General features: G+C 69.2%; 15 protein-coding genes. 4 read left to right on the plus strand and 11 right to left on the minus strand.

Annotated elements, in window-relative coordinates:
* Window positions 1–20: 20 nt before the first annotated feature.
* From BLU09_RS25840 to aroF, 7 genes are all read right to left on the minus strand, one after another.
* Window positions 21–4,556: a CARDB domain-containing protein gene (locus BLU09_RS25840; protein ID WP_244172026.1), complete on the minus strand. Its 4,536-nt coding sequence runs from the start codon at window positions 4,554–4,556 to the stop codon at window positions 21–23.
* Between the two features lie 131 nt (window positions 4,557–4,687).
* Window positions 4,688–5,479 carry a tryptophan synthase subunit alpha gene (trpA, locus tag BLU09_RS25845; RefSeq protein ID WP_090492158.1) on the minus strand — a complete coding sequence of 264 codons (792 nt, stop codon included), beginning with the start codon at window positions 5,477–5,479 and terminating at the stop codon, window positions 4,688–4,690.
* On the minus strand, window positions 5,476–6,681 hold the full coding sequence (trpB, locus tag BLU09_RS25850) for a tryptophan synthase subunit beta (protein ID WP_090492159.1): 1,206 nt from the start codon (window positions 6,679–6,681) through the stop codon (window positions 5,476–5,478). The genes trpA and trpB overlap by 4 nt, the downstream gene beginning before the upstream one ends.
* A gap of 5 nt (window positions 6,682–6,686) precedes the next feature.
* Window positions 6,687–7,325 (minus strand): phosphoribosylanthranilate isomerase, encoded by a 639-nt coding sequence (locus BLU09_RS25855; RefSeq protein ID WP_090492160.1) that lies wholly within the window; start codon window positions 7,323–7,325, stop codon window positions 6,687–6,689.
* Window positions 7,322–8,110 (minus strand): indole-3-glycerol phosphate synthase TrpC, encoded by a 789-nt coding sequence (locus BLU09_RS25860; RefSeq protein WP_090492161.1) that lies wholly within the window; start codon window positions 8,108–8,110, stop codon window positions 7,322–7,324. The genes BLU09_RS25855 and BLU09_RS25860 overlap by 4 nt, the downstream gene beginning before the upstream one ends.
* Window positions 8,107–9,123, minus strand: coding sequence for an anthranilate phosphoribosyltransferase (trpD, locus tag BLU09_RS25865; protein ID WP_090492162.1), 1,017 nt, complete (start codon window positions 9,121–9,123; stop codon window positions 8,107–8,109). Before trpD ends, BLU09_RS25860 begins: the two co-directional genes overlap by 4 nt.
* Window positions 9,124–9,126: 3 nt before the next feature.
* The gene (gene aroF / locus BLU09_RS25870; protein ID WP_090492163.1) at window positions 9,127–10,152 is read right to left on the minus strand and encodes a 3-deoxy-7-phosphoheptulonate synthase; all 1,026 of its coding nucleotides are present in this window, start codon (window positions 10,150–10,152) and stop codon (window positions 9,127–9,129) included.
* Between the two features lie 206 nt (window positions 10,153–10,358).
* Here aroF and BLU09_RS25875 point away from each other — a divergent pair, with 206 nt between their 5' ends.
* The 3 genes from BLU09_RS25875 (at window position 10,359) to BLU09_RS25885 (ending at window position 13,270) form a co-directional block, all read left to right on the plus strand.
* Complete coding sequence (locus BLU09_RS25875; protein WP_186817963.1) at window positions 10,359–11,609, plus strand: NAD(P)/FAD-dependent oxidoreductase; 1,251 nt, start codon at window positions 10,359–10,361, stop codon at window positions 11,607–11,609.
* Window positions 11,610–11,778: 169 nt separating this feature from the next.
* The gene (locus BLU09_RS25880) at window positions 11,779–12,756 is read left to right on the plus strand and encodes a sigma-70 family RNA polymerase sigma factor (RefSeq protein ID WP_186817964.1); all 978 of its coding nucleotides are present in this window, start codon (window positions 11,779–11,781) and stop codon (window positions 12,754–12,756) included.
* Between the two features lie 94 nt (window positions 12,757–12,850).
* Window positions 12,851–13,270: a VOC family protein gene (locus BLU09_RS25885; protein WP_090492166.1), complete on the plus strand. Its 420-nt coding sequence runs from the start codon at window positions 12,851–12,853 to the stop codon at window positions 13,268–13,270.
* Between the two features lie 61 nt (window positions 13,271–13,331).
* On the opposite strand, the gene BLU09_RS25890 is transcribed toward BLU09_RS25885, so the two are convergent.
* Both BLU09_RS25890 and nhaA read right to left on the minus strand, forming a co-directional pair.
* Window positions 13,332–14,210, minus strand: a complete 879-nt coding sequence (locus tag BLU09_RS25890) for an alpha/beta hydrolase (protein WP_090492167.1) — start codon at window positions 14,208–14,210, stop codon at window positions 13,332–13,334.
* Window positions 14,211–14,301: 91 nt separating this feature from the next.
* The gene (gene nhaA, locus BLU09_RS25895; RefSeq protein ID WP_090492168.1) at window positions 14,302–15,714 is read right to left on the minus strand and encodes a Na+/H+ antiporter NhaA; all 1,413 of its coding nucleotides are present in this window, start codon (window positions 15,712–15,714) and stop codon (window positions 14,302–14,304) included.
* A 920-nt stretch (window positions 15,715–16,634) separates the two neighbouring features.
* Here nhaA and BLU09_RS25905 point away from each other — a divergent pair.
* The gene (locus BLU09_RS25905) at window positions 16,635–17,930 is read left to right on the plus strand and encodes a sensor histidine kinase (protein WP_244172027.1); all 1,296 of its coding nucleotides are present in this window, start codon (window positions 16,635–16,637) and stop codon (window positions 17,928–17,930) included.
* Window positions 17,931–18,108: 178 nt separating this feature from the next.
* Here the strand turns inward: BLU09_RS25905 and BLU09_RS25910 are convergent, their stop codons facing one another.
* Together BLU09_RS25910 and htpG are read right to left on the minus strand one after the other, a co-directional pair.
* Entirely contained in the window at window positions 18,109–19,587 is a 1,479-nt protein-coding gene (locus BLU09_RS25910) for a hypothetical protein (RefSeq protein ID WP_090492170.1), read from the minus strand.
* Between the two features lie 186 nt (window positions 19,588–19,773).
* Complete coding sequence (gene htpG / locus BLU09_RS25915; protein ID WP_090492171.1) at window positions 19,774–21,738, minus strand: molecular chaperone HtpG; 1,965 nt, start codon at window positions 21,736–21,738, stop codon at window positions 19,774–19,776.
* Window positions 21,739–21,887 lie beyond the last annotated feature (149 nt).

The raw sequence follows: 21,887 nt of genomic DNA on the forward strand, positions 1-21,887 counted from the left end.
CCGTTCTCAGACTGCGACGACTACGGCATCACCGCGATGAACCGGTCCGCGAGGACGTTGTTGTCCTCGCGCAGTTCCTCGAGGTTCTGCCATGGGTCGACGAGGGCGCCCAGGTAGAAGAACCCAGTGGGGCCAGAATCCGGAGGCGTGTTGACCGTCACCTGCGTGTTGCGTGTGATGCACTGCCCGGCGCCCAGAGATTGAACGGTCATCACTCCAATCTGGCTCTGACTGTCGGGGGGAGCGCCCGGCCAGCTTTGATAGGGGAATTCGAGCGTGTTGTTGCTCGACAGGTACAGCGCCACATCCATGGAGCCGTGGGTGGGTGTGGTGCCCTGGTTGCAGACCTGCACGGTGGCGGTGAAGGCACTGCCCGTTCTCACGGAGTTGGGGCCGGAGACGGAGGTGACGACCAGGTCTGGCTGGCTGCCCACACCCATGAGTCCGCTGACGAAGATGTTGTTGTCTTCGCGCAGCTCGGCCTGCGCCTGGTTCGGGTCAATGACCGCGCCCAGATACAGCGGGTGATGGGGCTCGGCCTCCTCGGGCAGTTCCACCCACGCGAGGACGGGCTCTGTGGTGCATTGTCCCGGATTCAGGGGCTGCACGTTCCAGGCGCCGATGAGCGCTTGCGTGCGCGGGTAGGGGAAACCTGGTGCATTCCACTGAGGCATCACGACCTGGGCCCGGGTGGAGAAGTACAGGTCCAACTGCTCGCTGCCCGATACCCGGGTGCCCTGATTGCAGACCGTCACCGAGGCAGTGAAGTTGCCGTTGCGTTCCACGCTGACGGGCGCTTGCACCGCGGTGACAACCAGGTCGGGACCGGCGCCAACACCCATGATGTCACCGACGAAGGTGTTGTTGTCCTCGCGCAGCTCACCAGCGAGCGGGTCCGGATTGATGGCCGCGCCGAGATACAAGGGCTGTTCGGGCTGAGCCAGGACAGGAAGGTTCGACCAGGAGGGCACCTGCAGCGTGACGCAATCGTCGACACCCAAGGCGGGGACTCCGAACTCGCCGGCGTACACCTGGCTGGCGGGTATCGGAATTCCCGGGCCGTACCGTTCGGGCATGGCCATGCTTGCTTCGGTGGAGAGGTGGACCTCCAGTTCCGTGGGATAGGATTCAGACGTGCCTTGATTGCAGACGGTGACCGTGGCGGTGAACGCGGCGTTGGCTTCGACGCTCGCGGGGCCTGTGAGTGACGTGATGACCAGGTCGGATGCATGGCCCACGCCCATGCGACCGCTCATGAAAATGTTGTTGTCTTCGCGCAGCTCCGCCTGGGATTGCATCCCATCGACCAGGGCACCCAGGTAGAGCTTCTGGTCAGGGGCTGTCGCGGGCGGCGGCGTCAGTGTTGCGACAGCGCTTCCCGTGAAGCACCTCCCTGGATTCAGGAAGGGGACATTCAGCTCGCCAATGGACTGTTGCGTCGGTGGCAGTGGATTGCCGGGTCCACTCCAGCGCGGCATGACGAGCGCCTCTTCCGTGGAGAGGTGGAACTCCACGAGGGTGCTGTTCGAGGGCTCTGTCCCCTGATTGCAAACCGTGACGGTCGGGTGGAACGTCGCGAACGGCCCGACGTTCGGGGGCGCCTGCACCGCCGTGATGACAAGGTCAGGGCCATCACCGACGCCCATGATTCCGCTCACGAAGGTGTTGTTGTCCTCGCGCAGTTCCTCGACGTTGCCCCATCCGTCGATGATGGCGCCCAGGTACAAGGGCTGGGCAAACAGTGCATCGGGTGGCAACTGTGTAGCGGCCTGGATGGATTGGGAAATGCAATGGCCCGCGTCCAGGTGTGGCACTGAGATGTTGCCGATGGAGGCCTGGGTGTCGGGCAGGGGGGAGCCCGAACCGAACCACCGTGGCAGTTCCAACGTGGGCAGGGTCGAGAAGTGGAGTTCCAGCTCCGAGGAACTCGCGTACTCGGTGCCCTGGTTGCAGACCGTCACGGTGGCTGTGAAGGCACCATGGATTCGCGCGCTCGGTGGAGCGTTGATGGCGGTGACGACGAGGTCCGCTTTGTTTCCTACGCCGATGCGGCCGCGCACAAAGGCGTTGTTCTCCTCGCGAAGCTCCTCGATGGAGTCGTTCGCATCGATGATGGCGCCCAGGTAGATGGCCTCGCCGTGCGAGCCGGGCGGGATGTAGGCCGCGCCAGTCACTTGCCCTGTGAAGCAGTGCCCGACGTTCAGGGGAGGGATGCTCACGTCGCCCACGGGCGTTTGACTCCATGTGAACGGAGTTCCTTGCCCGCTCCAATCTGGAAGCACCAGGCGGGGTTCGGTGGACAGATACACCTGCGCCATCGTGGGCCCGGAGGAATCGGTGCCCTGGTTGCAGACGGTCAGGGTGGTCGCGAAGGTGGTGCTGTTGCTCACGCTGGCGGGACCGTCGATGGCAGTGACCACCAGGTCAGGACGGTTTCCCAGGCCCATGAAGTCTCCGACGAAGGTGTTGTTGTCTTCGCGGAGTTCCTCGTCCTGCGCCTGTGGGTCGATGATGGCTCCAAGCTTGAGCGCCTTGTCGATGTACTCCGCGGGGAAGCTCATCGCGGTAGCAAGGGTGGAGATCGTCCTGCACTCGCCCGCATCCAACGATGGCACCTGGTGCATCCCAATGGAGAACGCCGTATGCGGGTCGGCGTTGTAAGGCGAGCCCCCCTGAATCGGGGCATTCAGGAAGGCATGCGCAGCCAGGTAGAACTCCACCTGGGTGTTCTGTGAGGCCACGGTGCCTTGGTTGCAGATGCGGGCGGTGACAGGCACGTCGCCAGGCATGCTGCTGGCGGGGCCCTTCACGGAGGTGATGGCCAGGTCCGGCCTGTTTCCGAGACCCATTTGCTCACCGACAAAGACATTGTTGTCCTCGCGCAGCTCCACGATGTTCGACCCGGGGTCGACAATGGCGCTCACGTAGAATGCTTGGAGTTGGGGTGGCGCACCCAGTGGACGGGCCAGGGTGATGGGCTCCTCGCGTGTGACGCAACGCCCTGCTTCGACGCCGGAGAGGCCGAATCCGCCGACCCTGAACTGGGTCCCGTACAGCGGTCCCTCCATGGAGGGCGAGTCCAGCGTCGGCACCATGGACAGGTAGATATCCACCTCGGCCGCCGGGGCAAAGACGGTCCCCACGTTGCAAACGGTGACGCTGACAGGGGTCCAAGATGCCGAAGGGGGCACGCTGGCTGGAGCGCGAATCGCGGTCACGACGAGGTCCGGGCGCGCCCCCGCGCCGATGAGCCCCTGGGTGAAGGCGTTGTTGTCCTCGCGCAGTTCAGGGATGTCTTGCGTGGAATCGATGAGGGCGGCCAGGAAGAGGGCGCCATCCTGGGGCGCGCCGGCTGGGAACGTCGCGGCGCCCTGGACATTGCGAGTGATGCAAATGCCAGGGTTCAGGATGGGCACATCCGTCTGGCCCACCCGTTCCTGTCCAGGCGGCGGTGGGCTGCCGCTGTCTGGCATGGTGACGTTGCCATCCACGGAGAGGTACAGCTCGAGCGAGCTGGGATTCGCGGGCAGCGTGCCGTGGTTGCAAACCCTCACAGAGGCGCCAAGCAGGTCACCGCTCTGGATGCTGCTGGGGCCGTGTACCGAGGTGACGACGAGGTCCGGTCCCGCTCCCATGGCGACGAGGTCCCCCACGAAGACGTTGTTGTCCTCGTTCAGCTCCGTGGAGAACTCGGGCGTATCGGCGATGGCGCCCAGGTAGAGCAGCTGACCGGGTGTCGCGTCGGGCGGCAATATCACCGGGAAAGAGGCGCGGCGGATGGCACAGTGGGCCGGGAGCAGTTCGGGCACCTCCACCGTTCCCTGTGAGGCCTGATGTGTGGGGGGAGGTCCGCCCGTCGTTGGCGGTGACAGCGTGCCGTTCGTGGAGAGGTACAGCTCCACGATGGTGTCGTCCGACACGTGGGTGCCTTGGTTGCACACCTTGAGCGTCGACGTGACCGTCCCGCTGTTCGTGACGCTCGTGGGGCCACGAAGCTCCGTGACGACGAGGTCCGGCCGGTTTCCGATGCCCAGCGCGGTCACCGCGGTGTTGTTGGCCTCGTCCAGTTCGACGAGGGTCTGGTGCACGTCGGTGATGGCTCCCAGGTAGTAGGTCCCGTCCGTTTGGGGGCCAGGCGGCGTGGCGGAACTGGTGATGGCTCGCGTCTCGCAGTGGCCGGCCTCCAGCTCGCTGACGTCCAGCGTGGCGAGGAAGACCTGGTCCGTCGGGGGTGGCACGTTCGGGTCGGGCCAGGAGAGCGTGCCATCCGTGGACAGGTACAAGTCCATCTGGGTGGGACCTATGGGGCTCTGCGCGGGCGCTGTGCCTTCGTTGCAGACCTTCACGAGGGTCGTGAAGGGCTCACCGAATCGAATACTGCTGGGGCCTCGCAGCTCTCGAACCACGAGGTCGGGGCCAAAGCCCCGGCCTTGCGACTGACTCCTGTGCTGCTCGGGCTCGGTGGGCGCCGCGTTGCCCCCACAGCCCGCCCCTGCCAACAGACCTGCTGTCAGCAGGCACGTCCTGCTCCAAGACGGCCTTCGCCGTTGCTGCATATTGCCTCCGGAGGAATGTCCTCGCGCAAATGCCCGCCTGATGCGGGCACATGCGGAGAGCCGGAGTGCTTATACGGGGTGTGGGATTATCCCTGAATTTTCAGAGTGAAGAGAGCGTTTGCAGCCGTGCCTCAGCGCCGCAGGCCGCGCTTGATGTCGGCGCAGAGCGCCTTCGCCGCATCGAGGCCCTCTGTGTGCGCGGCACGCACCAGCGCGCTGCCCACCACGACGCCATCCGCATGGGCAGACAGTGTGCGTGCCTGTTCCGCCGTGGAGATGCCAAAGCCTGCGACCACGGGGACAGACGCGGCCTTGCGCACCAAATCCAAACGCTGTGAAAGGTCCGGCGGCAGCTCCGCGCGCATGCCCGTCACGCCCGACACGGACACGCAATAGACAAAGCCACGGCCATCCTTCGCGATGGCCTCCGCCCGCGCCGGGGGCGTGGTGGGGGCGCACAGGGGAATCAGGTCCATGCCCTCCGCGTCGAACGTGGCGCGCAGGCTCGCGCTCTCCTCGGGCGGCAGGTCGGGGAGGATGGTGCCAGACACGCCGCGCTCGCGTGCGAGCTTCGCGTAACGCGCCTCGCCCATGGCCATGATGAGGTTGACGTACGTCATGATGACCAGCGGCGTCTGGGGACATCGCTTGCGTACCGCCGGCACCACCTCGTCCAGCACGCGCTTGAGCGTGGAGCCGGCCTTGAGCGCCCGCTCCGCCGCGCCCTGGATGACGGGGCCGTCGGCGATGGGGTCGCTGAACGCCACGCCAATCTCCAGCACGTCCGCGCCGCCCTCGACCAGCGCGGCGAACACGTCCACCGAGCGGGGCAGGTCCGGGTCGCCCGCCATGGCATAGGTCACCAGTACGCCTTCGCCCCGTGCCTTCGCCTGGGCGAACGTCTGTGCAATCTCGCCGCTCATGCCTTCACCCCCACCGGCGGAGGCACGCCCCGCGCGGAAATCGTGGCCACATCCTTGTCTCCGCGGCCCGAGCAGTTGATGACCAGGTGCTTGCCCGCCCCCAGCTCACGCGCCAGCTCCCGGCCGCGCGCGAAGGCGTGAGACGTCTCCAGCGCGGGGAGGATGCCCTCCAGGCGCGCCACCTCGTAGAAGGCCGCCAGCGCCTCGTCGTCCGTGGCGATGCGGACCTCCATGCGGCCCGTCTTCGCCAGGTGCGCCAGCTCCGGGCCCACGCCGGGATAGTCCAGGCCCGCGGAGATGCTGTGCGCCTCCTGAATCTGGCCGTCCTCGTCCTGGAGCACCAGCGAGCGCGAGCCGTGCAGCACGCCCTCCGTCCCCAGCGTCAGCGAAGCGCCGTGCTGCTTCGTATCCAGGCCGTGGCCTCCCGCCTCCACGCCCACCAGCCGCACGCTGGCGTCGCCAATGAACGGGTGCAGCACGCCAATGGCATTCGAGCCGCCCCCCACGCACGCGATGATGGCGTCCGGCAGGCCGCCAAAGGCCGCCTGGGCCTGCGTCCGCAGCTCGCGGCCGATGACGGCCTGGAAGTCGCGCACCACCGTCGGATACGGATGCGGCCCGGCGGCGCTGCCGATGACGTAGTGCGTGTCCGACACCTGCGACACCCAGGTGCGCATGGCCTCGTTCATCGCGTCCTTCAGCGTGCGCGAGCCGGACTCCACCGGCCGTACCACCGCGCCCAGCGCGCGCATGCGGAAGACGTTGAGCGCCTGCCGCTCCACGTCCAGCGCGCCCATGTACACCTCGCAGGGCAGGCCGAAGAGTGCGCACGCGGTGGCGGTGGCGACGCCGTGCTGGCCCGCGCCCGTCTCCGCGATGATGCGCTTCTTGCCCATCCGCTTGGCGAGCAGCACCTGACCCACGGTGTTGTTGATTTTGTGCGCGCCGGTGTGCGCCAGGTCCTCGCGCTTGAGCCACACATTCGCGCCGCCCCAGGCCTCCGTGAGGCGCCGGGCGGGCGTCAGCGTGGTGGGGCGGCCCACGTACTCGCGCAGCACGCGGGTGACCTCCTCGCCGAAGGCCGGGTCCGCGCTCGCCGTGGCATAGGCCTCTTCCAGCTCCTGCAGCGCGGGAACCAGTGTCTCCGGAACGTAGCGTCCGCCGTAGCGCCCGAAGCGGCCGGCGGCAGTCTCCGTGGTCATGTCTGTCACTCCCAGAGGTTGATGGACTTCGCGGCGCGCACGAAGGCGCGAACCGCTTCCACGTCCTTGATGCCAGGGGCGGATTCCACGCCACTGGCCACATCCACGCCGTACGGCCGCGTCGCGCGCACCGCCTCGGCCACGTTGGAGGGCCGCAGGCCTCCCGCCACCAGCACGGGCACGCCGCTTCCCGCCAGCCCCGCGACGAGCGACCAGTCGAAGCCCACGCCGCCGCCGCCATACCCCGGCGCCGCGCCGTCCAGCAGCAGCCCCGCGACGTCTCCTACGCCCACATACGTTCGAGCCCGGGCCACGTCTTCCGGCCCCGCGACTCGCAGCGCCTTGACGACAGGCACCCCGTACCCCGAACAGGCCTCCGGGGGCTCGTCCCCATGGAGCTGCACGGCCGTGAGGCCACAGGCGCGCACCGTCTCCCGGATGGTGTCCGGCGCCGCGTTGACGAACACGCCCAGCACCGTGCCCAGGGGCGGCCGTGTACGGGCCAGGGCCGCCGCCGTGGGGAGGTCCAGGTAGCGGGGCGACTTCGGGTAGAAGTTGAGGCCCAGCGCGTCCACGCCCGCCTCCCACGCTGCCACCGCGTCGGACAGGCGCGTGACGCCGCACACCTTCACGCGGACACTCACGGCGCCGCGTCCTTCACCCCGAGCAGCCTCCGCAGCGCATGTCCGGGGTCGGGCTCCCGAAGCAGGGATTCGCCCACCAGGACGGCGTCCGCTCCCGCTTCCTGCGCCGCCACCAGGTCCGCCAGGGACTTGAGGCCGCTCTCCGCCACCAGCACCCGGGCCCGGGAGCGCAGCTTCGGCATCACCCGCAGGGCCGTGCCCGTGTCCGTCTTCAGCGTGGCGAGGTTGCGGTTGTTGATGCCCACCAGCTTCGCGCCCGCGGCCAGCGCGCGCTCGGCGTGCGCCTCCGTGTGGGCTTCCACCAGCGCGGCCACGCCCACCGCTTTCGCGGTGGCGACCATCTCCCGCAGCTCGCCATCCTCCAGCGCGTCGGCGATGAGCAGCACCGCGTCCGCGCCCCACTGCGCGCTCTCCTCCACCTCGCGCGCCGCCACGAGGAAGTCCTTGCGCAGCACGGGCAGCGACACCGCCGCCCGCACGGCCACGAGGTCCTCCAGGCCGCCGCCGAAGTCCGGCCCATCCGTCAGCACGCTGATGGCGCTGGCGCCCGCGGCTTCATAGGCCCGGGCCACCGCCACCACGTCCGCGTGGGGGAAGTCCCCGCCCGAAGGGCTCTTGCGCTTCACTTCCGCGATGACGCTCACTCGCCGCCCGGAGCGGTGGGTCACCAGCCCCTGGGCGAAGTCGCGGGGCATGGGCCGGGTGCGAGGTGCCATGGGCGGACGCGCTGCGAGTTCCTGGCGCTTGCGCGCCATGATGCGGTCCAACGTTCCTGTCGTGCTCATGACAAGCCCCCCTCGATGAGGGCCGCCAGCTTGTTGCGGGCCGCGCCCGAGTCGATGGCCTGCTCCGCCTTCCGCACGCCGTCACGCAGGTCCGCCGCCAGTCCCACGACGACGAGCGCCGCCGCCGCGTTGAGCAGCACCGCCGTGCGCAGCCCCGAGCGCTCGCCGTCCAGCAGCGCGCGCAGCCGCTGGGCGTTCTCCTCCGCGTCGCCACCCGCGATGGCCTCGCGAGGCACCACGTCCAGCCCCGCGTCCTGGGGCGACACCGTGAAGGTGTGGACCGTGCCGTCCTCGCGCAGCTCCGCGACCTGCGTGGCGCTGCACGGGGAGATTTCATCCAGCCCGTCATGGCCGTGCACCACCCACGCGCGGCGGCTTCCGAGCCGGCCCAGCACGCGCGCCGTCTGCTCCACGCGCTTGCCGTCGAACGTCCCCAGGAGCTGGTAGCGCGCGCCCGCCGGGTTCGTCAGCGGCCCCAGCAGGTTGAACACGCTGTGGAACCCCATGTCCCGCCGCGCCTGCGCCACGTGCCGCAGGGCCCCGTGGTGCGAGGGCGCGAAGAGGAAGCCCACCCCGTGCTCGTCGATGTCCCGCGCCACGCGCTCGTGCGGGCGCTCCATGGAGACGCCCAGCGCCGCCAGCACGTCCGCGCTGCCACATCGGCTGGAGACCGCGCGGTTGCCGTGCTTGGCCACCGTCACTCCGGCCCCGGCGGCCACGAAGGCCACCGCGGTGGAGATGTTGAAGGTGTGCGCGCCGTCGCCACCGGTGCCGCAGGTGTCGAGCACCACGTCGGCACGCGGGGACAGCTTCGCCGCGCAGGCCCGCATGGCCTCCGCCGCGCCGAGGATTTCATCCTCCGTCTCACCCTTCATCTTCAGCGCTGTCGCCAGCGCGCCAACCTGGGCAGGCGAAGCCTCCCCGGCGAGCATCAGACCCATGACGCGGGTCATCTCCTCGCGGGTGAGGTCGCGCCGGCCCACCACCTTGCCCAGCGCTTCCTTGAGTGTCATGGCCTATCCCAGCCTGACCACTTCGCGGCCCATCGCCTGGGCGATGGCGCGGACCTCGTTCATGGACTTCTCGAACTCGGAGAAGTCCAGCGACTGGGCACCGTCCGACTTCGCGCGCGGCGGGTCGGGGTGCACCTCGACGATGATGCCGTCCGCCCCCACCGCCGTCGCCGCGCGCATCATCGCCGGCACCGCCTTGCGCACGCCGATGCCGTGCGACGGGTCCACGAAGACGGGCAGGTGCGAGAGCGCCTTCAGCATGGGCACCGCGTTGAGGTCCAGCGTGTTGCGCGTCATCGTCTCGAAGGTGCGGATGCCGCGCTCGCAGAGGATGACCTGCGTGTTGCCGCGGGCGACGATGTATTCGGCCGCCATCAGCAGTTCCTTGATGGTGGCGCTCATGCCGCGCTTGAGCATCACCGGCTTGCGCAGGTCCCCCACGGCCTCCAGCAGGCTGAAGTTCTGCATGTTGCGCGCGCCAATCTGGAGGATGTCCGTGGCGTCGGCGACGGCCTGGAGCGTCGCGGTGTCCTTCACCTCGGTGGTGACGAGCAGGCCCGTCTCCTGGCGCGCCTCGGCCAGCAGCGCCAGGCCGTCACCCTTGAGGCCCTGGAACTCATAGGGGCTGGTGCGCGGCTTGAACGCACCGCCGCGCAGCATGGTGGCGCCCGCCTTCTTCACCGCGTGGGCGGTGGAGAGAATCTGCTCGCGCGACTCCACCGAGCACGGGCCGGCGATGACGTGGAAGGCGGAGCCGCCAATCGTCAGGTCGCCGATGCGAAGCTGCGTGTCGTCCGGCTTCACCTCGCGGCTGACGAGCTTGAACGGCTGGGAGATGGCCACGGCGTCAGCGACGCCAGGGAGCACGCGGAAGGGCTCCGGCTCCACCGCGCCCGGGTTTCCGGTGATGCCAACGGCCGTGCGAGTGCCCCCTGGAATCGCGTGCGGTTGCCAACCACGGCGGCGGATCTCGTCGTTCACACGCTCGATGTCCTGGGCCGTCGCGTCGGGTCGCATCACGATCAACATGGGGCTGCCTGCTTTCTCTCGCTCCGAGGGGTGTTGTGGGCCGGGAGCATTCCGGCGCTTGGTTGCATGGGTGGGACGGGCAACAGCCGGTGTTTCTGCATCAAGTGTCTGTTGCCCGCAACCGCTTCCGAGTCTCCCTTGCGCCTCCCACGCTTATCAAGCGAGCGTGGGCGCTTTTCTTGAGCAGGAAGCGTGGAGGCGCGTGCGTGTCGAATCCGGAGGTCATCGTCGTCGGGGCAGGGCTCGCGGGGTTGGCGTGCGCGCGGGCGCTCGTCGCGTCACGGGTGAAGGTGTTGTTGCTAGAGGGAAGCGACGCACCGGGGGGCAGGGTTCGCACGGATGTCCATGAGGGCTTCCTGCTAGACAGAGGCTTCCAGGTGTACCTGTCCGCGTATCCGGAGGGCCGGCGCACGTTGGACCTGGAGGCGCTGACGTTGCGCAGGTTCGTCCCCGGCGCGAAGGTGTGGCGGGGTGGCAAGTTGCACACGGTCGCGGACCCGCTGCGCCGCCCCTTGGAGGCGCTCGGGCACCTGTTTGCTCCCGTGGGGACGTTCGGGGACAAGCTGCGCATCCTGGAGCTGAGGCAGCTGGCGCTCTCCGGTGAAGTGGAGGACGTGTGGCAGCGGCCGTCCCGCACGTCGCGGCGCTACCTGGACGAGCTGGGCTTCACGGAGGCTTTGCGTGAGTCGTTCCTGCGCCCCTTCTTCGCCGGCATCTTCCTGGAGCGGGAGCTGACCACATCCAGCCGCTTCCTGGAGTTCGTCTTCCGCATGTTCTCATCCGGATACGCGGCGGTTCCGGAGTCGGGGATGGGCGCCATTCCAGCGCAATTGTCGGCGCGCCTTCCGTCGGGCCTGCTGCGGATGCGCGCGCCGGTGGCGGAGGTGTGGGGACACCGCGTGCGTCTGGCGGACGGAGAGTTGATTGGCGCCAAGGCGGTGGTGGTGGCCACGGACCCGGCGAGCGCGGTGGGGCTGCTGCCGGGCATGGTGCCACCGGTGATGAACCGGGTGACGTGCCTCTACTTCGCCGCGCCGGAGCCGCCCGTGGAAGGGCCCTGGCTGCTGCTCAATGGCGAGGGCCGGGGCCGGGTGAACAACGTGGCGGTGATGAGCGAGGTGTCACCGGCATATGCGCCGCGGGGACAGGCGCTCGTGTCCGTGTCCGTGGTCGGCGCCACGCCGGACCTGGCCACGCTGCAAGCCGAGGTGCTCGCGGAGCTGACGGGCTGGTTCGGTCCGGCCGTGTCCGCATGGCGGCACCTGCGCACCTATGCGATTCCGCTCGCGCTGCCCGCGCAGCCTCCGGAGGTGTTGGAGCCGCCTCGCCGGCCCGTGCGGCTGTCACCGGGACTGTTCGTGTGTGGAGACCACCGTGACAATGCCTCCATCGACGGCGCGCTGGTGTCGGGCCGCCGCGCCGCGGAGGCCGTCCTGAGAGAGTTGGAGCGCGAATGAGACACCACAGGGCCGGGGACGTCCTGGTGGGGTGGGGTTGGGACCCAGGCCCTGGAGCCCGTGCCAGGCACTCAGCGTGCATGGGGTGAGCTCCTCCGCGCGCGGATTGACATGGGCCGTCTGGCCGAGCCCCTGACATGACCTGATGGGCCTGATAGACCGCCCGTTGATGAAGGACCTTCCGGATTCTGGGAAGCAGGCATTCGGCTTCGAGGCGCACCGCTCGGCGCTCATGGGCCATTGCTATCGCATGCTGGGTTCTGTCTCGGAGGCGGATGACGCCGTCCAGGAGACGATGGTGCGCGCCTGGCGCGCGATGGACCGGTTCGAGGGCCGTGCGTCTCCGCGGACCTGGCTGTACTCCATCGCCACCCGCGTGTGCCTGGACGCCTTGTCGGCGAGCGGGCGCCGCGCGCGGCCAATGGAGCTGGGGCCCGCGTACTCCATCGACGGGCCGCTGACGCCGCTGCCGGCGAACAGCTGGATTGAGCCCATTCCGGACGCGCTGGCCGTGCCGTCGGACGTGGACCCCTCCGAGCAGGCGTCGCTGCGTCAGAGCATCCGGCTCGCGTTTCTGGCGGCGCTCCAACACCTGCCCCCCAAGCAGCGCGCGGTGCTGCTGCTGGCCGAGGTCCTGGGCTGGCCAGCCACGGAGATCGCCGAGACGCTGGAGACGTCGGTCGCCTCGGTCAACAGCGCGCTCCAGCGTGCCCGGGCGACGGTGTCGGACCTGCGGCTGGAAGACTCCGAGTTCCGGGTGCCTCAGTCCGACGCGCAGGTGGCGTTGCTGAATCGTTACGTGGATGCGTTCGAGCGCTACGACATGGACGCCTTCACCGCGATTCTCCACGAGGAAGTCACCCTCTCCATGCCTCCCTACACGCTGTGGCTCCAGGGGCACGCGTCCATTCTCGGCTGGTTCCTCGGGCGAGGGGCGGTCTGCAGGGACTCCCGGCTGGTGCGGACCGAGGCCTGTGGCTCACCGGCCTATGGCCAGTACCACGCGAGCAGCGACGGCGGCCCCTTCAAGCCGTGGTCGCTCATCGTCCTGGAGCTGTCCGGTGGACGCATCGCGGCGATGACCCACTTCCTCGACACGGAGGCGTTGTTCCCGCGGTTCGGCCTTCCCCAGGAGCTCCCTCGGTAGGCGGGGCGCGGAAAATCTTTCTGAAAAAGGACCGATGAATTCGGTCCGCCTTGGGAGTCAAAGGCCTCGTAACCCACCCGCCCTGGAGGCGAACATGAAGGTCAGCCGTCCCCGCAAGCTCTTCCTCAACCTGCCCGTAGCCGACCTGAAGCGGTCGGTGGACTTCTTCACGAAGCTGGGCTTCGAGTTCAACAAGGACTTCACCGACGAGCACGCCACCTGCATGGTGGTGGGCGAGGACGCGTTCGTGATGCTCCTCACGCATACCCGCTTCAAGGACTTCATCAAGAAGCCCCTGCACGACGCGCACCAGACCACCGCGGGCACCTATGCGCTGTCCGCGACCAGCCGCGAGGATGTCGATGCGCTGGTGAAGACCGCGCTGGCGAACGGTGGTTCGCCCGCTGCGGACACCATGGACATGGGCTTCATGTACGGCGGGAGCTTCTACGACCCGGACGGTCACCACTGGGAGGTGGCCTGGATGGACCCGAACCAGATGCCTCCGCAGTAATCAGCGGGCGTGGCGCGCCGCGTGGATGCCCAGGGCTTCCGCGCGGCGCGTGGGCGCTGCGTCAGGGCGCGCGTTCGGCGGCCACCACGGGAGGCAGCCACTTGCGCAGCACGCTGGGCGAGCTCTCCCGGTAGATGTTGTCGTGGCGCAAGTCGGGCCGGGGTTCGACTTCCCACTTCAGGCCCGAGGGCGCGCTGGTGCGGAGGACCCCCTGGAGCCTCGCCACGGCGGGGACGATGTCGTCCGTTTCGTTGGCGGAGGACACGTACAGTCCCGCGCGCAGGTCCGGCCGTGCCGCGAACCATTCACCCGCCCCCTTCACCAACGACTCCGCGTTCCACCACAGGCTGGGGCTCAGCGCGAGGTAGGTGTCGAACAGGTCCGGCTGGAGGAAGAACGTCTCCACGATGAAGTAGCCCGCGAGCGACTCGCCGATGATGGCCCGCTCCTGCGTCACCCGGTAGCGGCGCTCCACCTCCGGCATCAACTCTTCGTGGATGAAGGCGCGGAACGTCGCCGAGCCTCCCGTGACGGGGGCGACCTCCAGGTCCGACGCCACCGTGGTCGGGCCCGTCATGTCCCGTCGCCGCACGGTGTTTTCGATTCCCACGATGATGAGGGGGCGCAGCTCGCCCGCGCGGATGGCCGTGTCGACGGTGGTGGCCAGGTGCGGGAAGTCCTCCTTCAGGCCGCCATCGGGCATGTAGAGCACCGGGAAGCGGCTCTCCGCCGCCGTCGTGTAGCCCGGCGGCAGGTAGACGGTGATGTGGCGGGGCTCCTTCAGCTTCGCGGACTCGAGGGTGAATGTCTGGTGGGGAGGCACGGGCTCGGTCACGGCGGACCGGGTGCTCGCGCACGCGCCCCCCAGGACGAGCAACAACAGTCCCATGCATTTCATCGATGTCCGCATCACGTGCCCCCGCAGAGTTCGACGAGCCATCGGGGCTCGTGACCGGGATAGTGCCCGAGCCCTGGAGGCGTCGCCAGGAGGCGTCCAAGTGCGCGAGCTCGGGTCGGCGTACCTCGATGCGCTACAGCGCCGTCGAGCGCTCCGCCTCGTCCACGGACCTCGCGGCGCCGGGCCGCGCCGAAGTGGTGAGCAACCACCGGCCCAGGGCGAGTGCGACGACGGCGGCGGCCCCGCTCGCGGCCAGCACCCCCAGCTTCGCTGCGGCGAGCAGCTTCGTCTCCGTGAAGGCCAGCTGCGAGATGAACAGGGCCATGGTGAAGCCGATGCCCGCGGTGCTTCCCAGCACCAGCAGCTCCCGCATGCCCAGGCCCTTCGGCAACGTCGCGAGCCGCAGGCGCAGCGCGAGCCAGCAGGCGCCAATCACGCCCAGGGGCTTGCCCACCAGGAGCCCGGTGGCCGTCGCGAGGGCCACGGTCCACGACGCCGCATCGAGCGGTTCACTGGAAATCGGCACCCCCGCGTTCGCGAGCGCGAACACCGGCATGATGCCGAACGCCACCCACGGATGCAGCGTGGCAATCAGGCTCTCCGAAGGCGACATGGCCTCACGGCGCGCGGCATCGACCCGGCGCAAGGTCTCCGAGAGGTGATGGGAGGACAGCGCGCCCGGCTGCGCCTGGGCGATGTGTTCGAGTTCGGTCCGAGCGCCGGTGACGAATCCTTCCGGACCGAGCCAGGTGCGCACCGGCGTGATGAGCCCGATGATGACGCCCGCGATCGTCGGGTGAATCCCCGCGGAGTAGACGCCCGCCCAGGCGACGAACGCTGGAACGATGTAGGCCCACTTCGAGCGCACGCCAAACCGCTGCATCGCGAAGACACCCACGACTCCCAGCGCGGCGACGAGCAGCCCGGTGATGGCCACGCCTGATGAGTAGAACACCGCGATGACGATGATGGCGCCCAGGTCGTCGATGACCGCGAGCGCGAGCAGGAGCACGCGCAGGGCGGGGGGCACCCGGCTTCCGAGGAGCGTGAGGATGCCCACCGCGAACGCGATGTCCGTGGCCATGGGCACGCCCCACCCCGAGCGGGTGTCCGGGGTATTCGCCAGGAGGAGGTACAGGCCCGCCGGAGCGAGCATGCCCCCCAGCGCCGCCGCGGCGGGGAGCGCGGCGCGCCGCAACTCTGACAGCTCGCCCTGATGGACCTCGCGGCGAATCTCCATGCCCACGACGAAGAAGAAGATGGCCATCAAGCCGTCGTTGACGACCCATTCGAGGCTGCGCTCGAAGGTGAAGTCACCGACGCGGAGGCCGAGTGGCGTGTGCCAGAAGTGCGCGTAGCTCTCCGCCCAGGGCGAGTTCGCCCACAGGAGCGCGATGGCCGCCGCCACGAGGAGCAGGATGCCACTGGCCGCCTCGATATGGAGGAAGCGCTCCAGCGGCCGGCCTGCGAGCCTGGAGAGTCGAAGCAGTGGGGCCCAGGCCTCGGGCGGAAGGGCAGAGTGCCCCGGTGGCGTGGTCGTCGACATACGCGGGTCCCGCCGGCTGCGTTGCCGGCTGGGATGGCGGCCCGACCATCCGAGTTCCTGCGGCGTTCATCGCCGCACCCTTCCACTTCGAACGCAGATTCACATGGCACGTGGCCTCCGTCGAGTGTTGTCGACGTGGGCGCGGGCCATGGGCTTGCCCCCTCGGTGCCGCCTCAGCGTGTCTGGAGCGCCGCCGCCAGCCGCGCCGGTGTCAGCGGCAGCTCCCGCGGCCCGGCCCCGTGGCGTGGAATAGGGCATTGGCCAGCGCAGCCGAAGTGGGACCCTGGGAGGCTTCTCCTTCAGCAGGGCCGCCGCTGTCACCACCCTGCATGCCGGGGATGCAGTAGGCGCACGGGCCGGCCTGCTCGGCCACGAAGGCGTTGTGGCGCGGGTGCGGTGTCCCATCCGGCGCGCGCAGGCACGACACAGGCGCGCAGGGGACGCCATTGCTCAGCACCGTACATGTGCCGCACTGCTCCACGCCGCAGCCGTGCCGGGCCCCGTGAAGCCCCCGTTCGTCGCGCGGGATGTAGAGGAGGGCGCGTCGACGGCGTGCTCCTGGCCGTCGACGTTCACGGTGAAGCGCATGGTGCCTGCTCCTCCCGGAAGACGGTGGACCCCACAGCGTACCGCACGCATCCCCTGGCCCGGAGGAGATGTGGCCTGGCGCGGTGATATCCCGCCACCGGGTTGCCATGCCGTGAAGCAGTGCACATCCCGGTGAGGGCGGGTGCAGTACGGGTAATGGATGCTGGTGGATGCCGTTCGCGGGTGGGCGGGTTGGGATGCCCGTTCGCTCCACGCATCAGGTAGGGTGATGCTTTCCCCTGGAGGGCGTGATGCGGTTGCGGACCTTCCTCACCCTCGGAGCGGTACTCCTTGCGGTTCTGGGGCTGGGGTCCGCGGGTGGACTCTTCTGGATGACCACCCTGCTGCAGCGGCAGACCACCAGCCTCATCGACGCGGCGGAGCGGGTGCGCGCGGCGGCCGAGCTGGAATTCACCTTGCTGCTGCTCCAGTACGCTCACGAAGTGGAAGGTATCGGGCCCACGGACGTCGGGCCGCCCGTCGGGGTGGACGCGCTGGTGCGCGAGGTGCCAGAGCGGCTGGCCCATGTCGAGATGTACACGGAGACGGAGGCGGAGCGCGGGCTGGTGGCGGCTTCCCGCGCGAGCGTCGAGGCCTACCTCAACGCGCCGGAGCCGGACCGGCGGCGGCGGCTGGCGCAGGCGGTGGATGCGACGCGGGCGGTGATGGACTCCAGCATCGCGCGGGCGCGCATGGCTCGCGACGAGGCGACCGCCGTGCGGAGAATGGGGCGGCTCATTGGAACGTTGCTCGCGGTGTCGGTGCTGACGGGCGTGGTGCTGTTCCTCGCCATCGCGCAGACGAGCATCTACCGGCCGCTGGTGGCCATCCGCCGCGCGTTGAGTGCGTTCAAGTCAGGCCGGCGTGAATCGCGGGTGGCGCGCGCGGGGCCGCCGGAGCTCCAGGAGATTGGCGCGGAGTTCAACGACATGGCGGAGACCGTCGCCAGTCAGGACGCGCGGCAGCTCCAGTTCCTCGCGGGCGTGGCGCACGACCTGCGCACGCCGCTCAACGCGCTGAAGCTGTCTGCGCAGATGCTGCTGCGGGCCAAGACGGCGCCTCCGCCGGAGAAGGTGCGGGATTCGCTGGTGCGCATCTCCAACCAGGTGGACCGGTTGGAGCGGATGGTGGGCGACCTGCTGGACCGGACGCGCATCGAGGCGGGGAACCTGGAGCTGCGGCTGGAGGAGTGCGACTTGCGCGGGTTGGTGGAGGAGGTGGTGGAGCTCCACCGGCCGTCGAGCGAGCATCATCGGCTGGAGTGCTCCGTGCCGGACTCGCCCGTGCCCTGGCGGTGTGATTCGACGCGGCTGTCGCAGGTGCTCACCAACCTGGTGAGCAACGCCATCAAGTACTCGCCCGAGGGCGGGGTGGTGTCGCTGCGGCTGGAGTCCTCGGATCGCGACGTGTCGGTGTCCGTGACGGATGAAGGCGTGGGGATTCCGCCCGACGACCTGGGCACCCTCTTCGAGCCGTTCAAGCGCAGCCGGACCGCGGCGAAGGACATCCCCGGCGTGGGGCTGGGGCTCTCCGTGTCCCGCCGGATTGCCCGGGCGCACGGGGGGGACATCGAGGTGGAGAGCGTCGTCGGCACGGGCTCTACGTTCCGGCTCCGCCTGCCGCGCTAATGGGTGCGCGCGGAGGCCATCGTCAGCCCCGTGAATGCCTGGCTGGCGCTCCGGGCCCCCCGTTCGAGCCGTGTTGTCAGACAGCGCGGCGAACGAGGCCCGGCCCATTCGCAGCCTTCTGTGTCCCGGCCAGTGTCCCGCAGTGGGCCGGAAGCCATGCTTCCGGCCCCGCGAGACGTCAGTGAGTCGGTGAGGCGACGTGGCCGCGGCCCGGTGGCGGAGGCCGCGCGCCGGGAGGCCGCGCACCAGGAGGCGGCGCGGGCACCACGTGCGCCATGCCGCCGTAGGGGCCCGGCTGACGGCTGTCACTCACGGTGCTCAGCCGCAGCGAGAGGATGGAGGCGCCCTCCAGCGACACGTCGCGGCGTTCCACCAGCTCGTGCACGGGCACGTCCACCGAGCCCAGCAGCTCGCTGCCGTGCGGCCCGTCGATGTACACCCGGAAGCCGACCGGCCGGTTGTCGAAGGCATTGGCGATGGCGACGAACTCGGCGCCGTAGTCCGTGTAGATGCCGTGACGGCCCTGCGTCGTCAGGTGCATGCCATCCGGATGGTGGACCTCGATGCGCAGCTGCGGGCGATTCTCATGCGGGATGCTCATGGCCAGGTCCTTCACCAGGTCCGTCATGCCCCGCTGCCGGGCCATCTGGGTCACCCGGTTCGCCAGTCGCGTGAAGATGTCGTTCGATGCGCCCACCCACGCCCGTCCATCCGGCCGGCCCGGCGTCACCAGCACGGAGTGCAGGACGAAGCGGTAGGGCCGCAGCTGCACCCGCTCCAACTGGTGGTTGGCGAAGCCGTCGTCCTGACCCGTGCGCAGCGCCACATGGTAGGCCTCCGCCGCCCCGTTCCAGTCACGGCCCGCGATTCGCTGGTCGGCGAGGGCCATGTGGCGCACGTACGCCTCCAGCGGCGCGGCCCGGCCACCCTGCCGCAGGCTCAGCGCGGCGCCGTAGCTCTGCTGCGCGCGCCCCCAGTCACGCTGCGCCCGCGCGGCGTCACCCTCTCGCGACAGCCGCTCGACCTCCTCGGTGATGAAGTGCTCATACTCCGCGGCGATGTTCTGCGCCCACGCCGAGGCGGAGGCATCCAGCCGCAGCACCAGCTGCGCCAGCTCGTGGGCCGCGATGAAGTTGCCCTCGTGCAGGTACCGGTCTGCCTGGGCACGCCCCTGGGTGGTGATGATGCGCCGCACGTCCTCCGCGTGCGCCTTGACCTCGGGCACCGGGGACAGCTCCAGCGCCCGGTCCATCAGCGAGGCGGCCTCCGCGTACTGCCCCTGCTGCGCCTGCTCGACGGCCGTGTCCAGTTGCGCCATCGCCACCCGCTGCGCCGCGTGCGCGCGGAACGAGGCAATCTCCGCGTTGCCCGGCTCCACGGACAGGGCGAAGTCGGACTCGGCGAGCGCACAGTTCCAGTCATTCACCTGCGCGCACGTCTGCGCCCGCTGCCGCGCATCCTGGAGCGCCTTGGTGCGGGCCGCGTCGAACTTGAGTTTGATTTCGGGGCTGTCCGGCTCGCTGGCCAGCGCTTGCCGGTAGGACGCATACGCGGCCTTCCAATCCCCTACGGCCGCGGCGCGGTCTCCCGTCTTTTCGTGCGCTGCGCACGCATGGAGGACCACGGCTGCGAACAACCCCAGAACCACTCGCTTCATGTCGTCGGACTCCCCTCGATATTCCGAGGGACGATAGCCGACGCGCCCCGGGGACGCCGATACCCCCATCCCGGGTCGGGAATGCCCCTTGGCCGGGGGCTCCCTGAAGCAGCCGGGCGCATCAGGCGCTCGCTCGGGCTGCGGGCGCCCCCTCTCGGAGCGAGAGGGGGCGCGGGTGACGGCGTCTCAGCTCGCCGTCGCCGAGGCGGGGGCCTGCGCTGGAGCGGGCGCCGCCGCCAGGGCCGCCACCTGCGTCAACAGCCCCGTCATGCGGCGGGCGAAGCGGTTGGGGTCGGCAATGGTGCTGCCCTCGGTGAGCAGCGCCTGGTCGTGGAGCAGCTCAATCCACTCCGCCACCTGGGCCGCGGCCGGGTCGCGGTCATGCACGGCCTTCAGGTGCTCGATGACGGGGTGCTTCGGATTGACTTCCAGGATGCGCTTCACGCGCGGCATGCCCGCGCCCCGGCCGCGCTGCTGGAGCAGGCGCTCCAGGTAGGCCGGCGAGCCGCCCTCTGGCACGACGAGGCACACGGGCGAGTCCGTCAGGCGGTCCGACACGCGCACCTCGCGCACCGACTCCTGGAGCACGTCCTTCATCTTCGTGGTGAGCGTCTTCAGGCCTTCGGCGTGCTGCTCCTGCTCCTTCTTCTGCTCGTCCGTGGACTGGAGCTTCAGGTCCGCCTGGAGCGCGGACACCAGCGACTTGCCCTGGAACTCGCGCAGGCCCTGCGCGGCCCACTCGTCCACCGGGTCCGTCATGTAGAGGACCTCGAAGCCGCGCTGCTTCAGCGCCTCCAGGTGGGGGCTGTCCGCCACCGCCTTCCGGGACTCGCCGTAGACGTAATAGATGGCCTCCTGACCTTCCTTCATGCGGCCCACGTAGTCCGCCAGGGACGTCAGGCCCTCCTCGCGCGAGCTCTCGTAGCGCAGCAGGCCGCCCAGCTTGTCCTTCTGCTCTGCCTCCGTGGCCAGGCCTTCCTTCAGCACCGTGCCGAAGGCCTTCCAGAAGGTGAGGTAGTCGTCCGGCTTGTCCTTGGCCAGCTTCTCCAGCAGGTCCACGGACTTCTTCACCACGTGCTTGCGGATGGCGCGCACCACCTGCGAGTCCTGGAGCAGCTCGCGCGACACGTTCAGCGGCAGGTCATCCGAATCGATGACGCCGCGCACGAAGCGCAGCCACTGCGGCACCAGCTCTTCGCAGCGGTCCATGATGAACACGCGCTTGACGAACAGCCGCACCCCGCGCTGCTGCTGCGCGTCCAAATCGAACGGGGGCTGCTTGGGCACGAAGAGCAGGCCGGTGAACTGGGTGTTGCCGTCCGCCTTGAAGTGCGTCCACGCCAGCGGCGCTTCCCAGTCGTGCGTCAGGTGCTTGTAGAACTCCTGGTACTGCTCGTCCGTGATTTCGGACTTGGAGCGCTGCCAGAGGGCGCTGGCCTTGTTGACCACCTCCAGTGACGTCTCCGTCTTCGCCTCGTCGCCGGTCCCCGTCGTCTTGCTCACCTGGAGCTTGATGGGGTGGCCCACGTAGTCGGAGTACTGCGTGATGAGCGACCGCAGCCGCCACTCGCCCAGGAACTCCTTCTGGTCCTCCTTCAGGTGCAGGATGATGGAGGTGCCGCGCGCGGCGCGCTCGGCGGGCTCCACCGTGAAGGAGCCCTTGGCCTCCGACGTCCACCGCCAGGCGGACTGTCCCTGGCCGGCGGCGCGGCTGACCACCTCCACGCGGTCCGCGACCAGATAGGCGCTGTAGAAGCCCACGCCGAACTGGCCGATGAGCTGCATGTCCTTCTGCTGGCCCTTCTGCGCCAGCGCCTCGATGAACTCGCGCGAGCCGGAGTGGGCGATGGTGCCCAGGTTCTTCACCAGCTCGTCATGCGACATGCCGATGCCGGTGTCCTCGATGGTGAGGGTGCCCTTCGCCTCGTCGGGGATGAGGCGCAGCTCCAGGGCCGGCTCGTCCGCCAGCAGCTCTGGCTCCGTAATCGCGCGGAACCGGAGCTTGTCGAGCGCGTCCGACGCGTTGGACACCAGCTCGCGGAGAAAAATCTCCTTGTGGCTGTAGAGCGAATTGATGACCAGGCTGAGGAGCTGATTGATCTCCGCCTGGAAGGCGTGGGTCTCCCGCTGGGGGGCGTTTTCGACGGTCATGGTGACAGGGGCCTCCGGGGCGCCCGGTGGGGCGCCAGCGTCGCTTTCCCTTAACCATGGAAATCCGCTTGTCGAGCCCGGACCGTCCGCCCGCCCGCTCAGGGACGGGTGTGCGGGTGGTCCATTCCGGGTGCGCGCGAATGAGGGGG

Source organism: Myxococcus virescens (assembly GCF_900101905.1).
Lineage (GTDB): Bacteria > Myxococcota > Myxococcia > Myxococcales > Myxococcaceae > Myxococcus > Myxococcus virescens.

Coding starts and splice junctions, on each gene's coding strand:
- BLU09_RS25840 (WP_244172026.1), bottom strand. CDS start 4,556: ATGCAGCAACGGCGAAGGCCGTCTTGGAGCAGGACGTGCCTGCTGACA.
- trpA (WP_090492158.1), bottom strand. CDS start 5,479: ATGAGCGGCGAGATTGCACAGACGTTCGCCCAGGCGAAGGCACGGGGC.
- trpB (WP_090492159.1), bottom strand. CDS start 6,681: ATGACCACGGAGACTGCCGCCGGCCGCTTCGGGCGCTACGGCGGACGC.
- BLU09_RS25860 (WP_090492161.1), bottom strand. CDS start 8,110: ATGAGCACGACAGGAACGTTGGACCGCATCATGGCGCGCAAGCGCCAG.
- trpD (WP_090492162.1), bottom strand. CDS start 9,123: ATGACACTCAAGGAAGCGCTGGGCAAGGTGGTGGGCCGGCGCGACCTC.
- aroF (WP_090492163.1), bottom strand. CDS start 10,152: ATGTTGATCGTGATGCGACCCGACGCGACGGCCCAGGACATCGAGCGT.
- BLU09_RS25880 (WP_186817964.1), top strand. CDS start 11,779: ATGAAGGACCTTCCGGATTCTGGGAAGCAGGCATTCGGCTTCGAGGCG.
- BLU09_RS25885 (WP_090492166.1), top strand. CDS start 12,851: ATGAAGGTCAGCCGTCCCCGCAAGCTCTTCCTCAACCTGCCCGTAGCC.
- BLU09_RS25890 (WP_090492167.1), bottom strand. CDS start 14,210: ATGGCTCGTCGAACTCTGCGGGGGCACGTGATGCGGACATCGATGAAA.
- nhaA (WP_090492168.1), bottom strand. CDS start 15,714: ATGTCGACGACCACGCCACCGGGGCACTCTGCCCTTCCGCCCGAGGCC.
- BLU09_RS25905 (WP_244172027.1), top strand. CDS start 16,635: ATGACCACCCTGCTGCAGCGGCAGACCACCAGCCTCATCGACGCGGCG.
- BLU09_RS25910 (WP_090492170.1), bottom strand. CDS start 19,587: ATGAAGCGAGTGGTTCTGGGGTTGTTCGCAGCCGTGGTCCTCCATGCG.
- htpG (WP_090492171.1), bottom strand. CDS start 21,738: ATGACCGTCGAAAACGCCCCCCAGCGGGAGACCCACGCCTTCCAGGCG.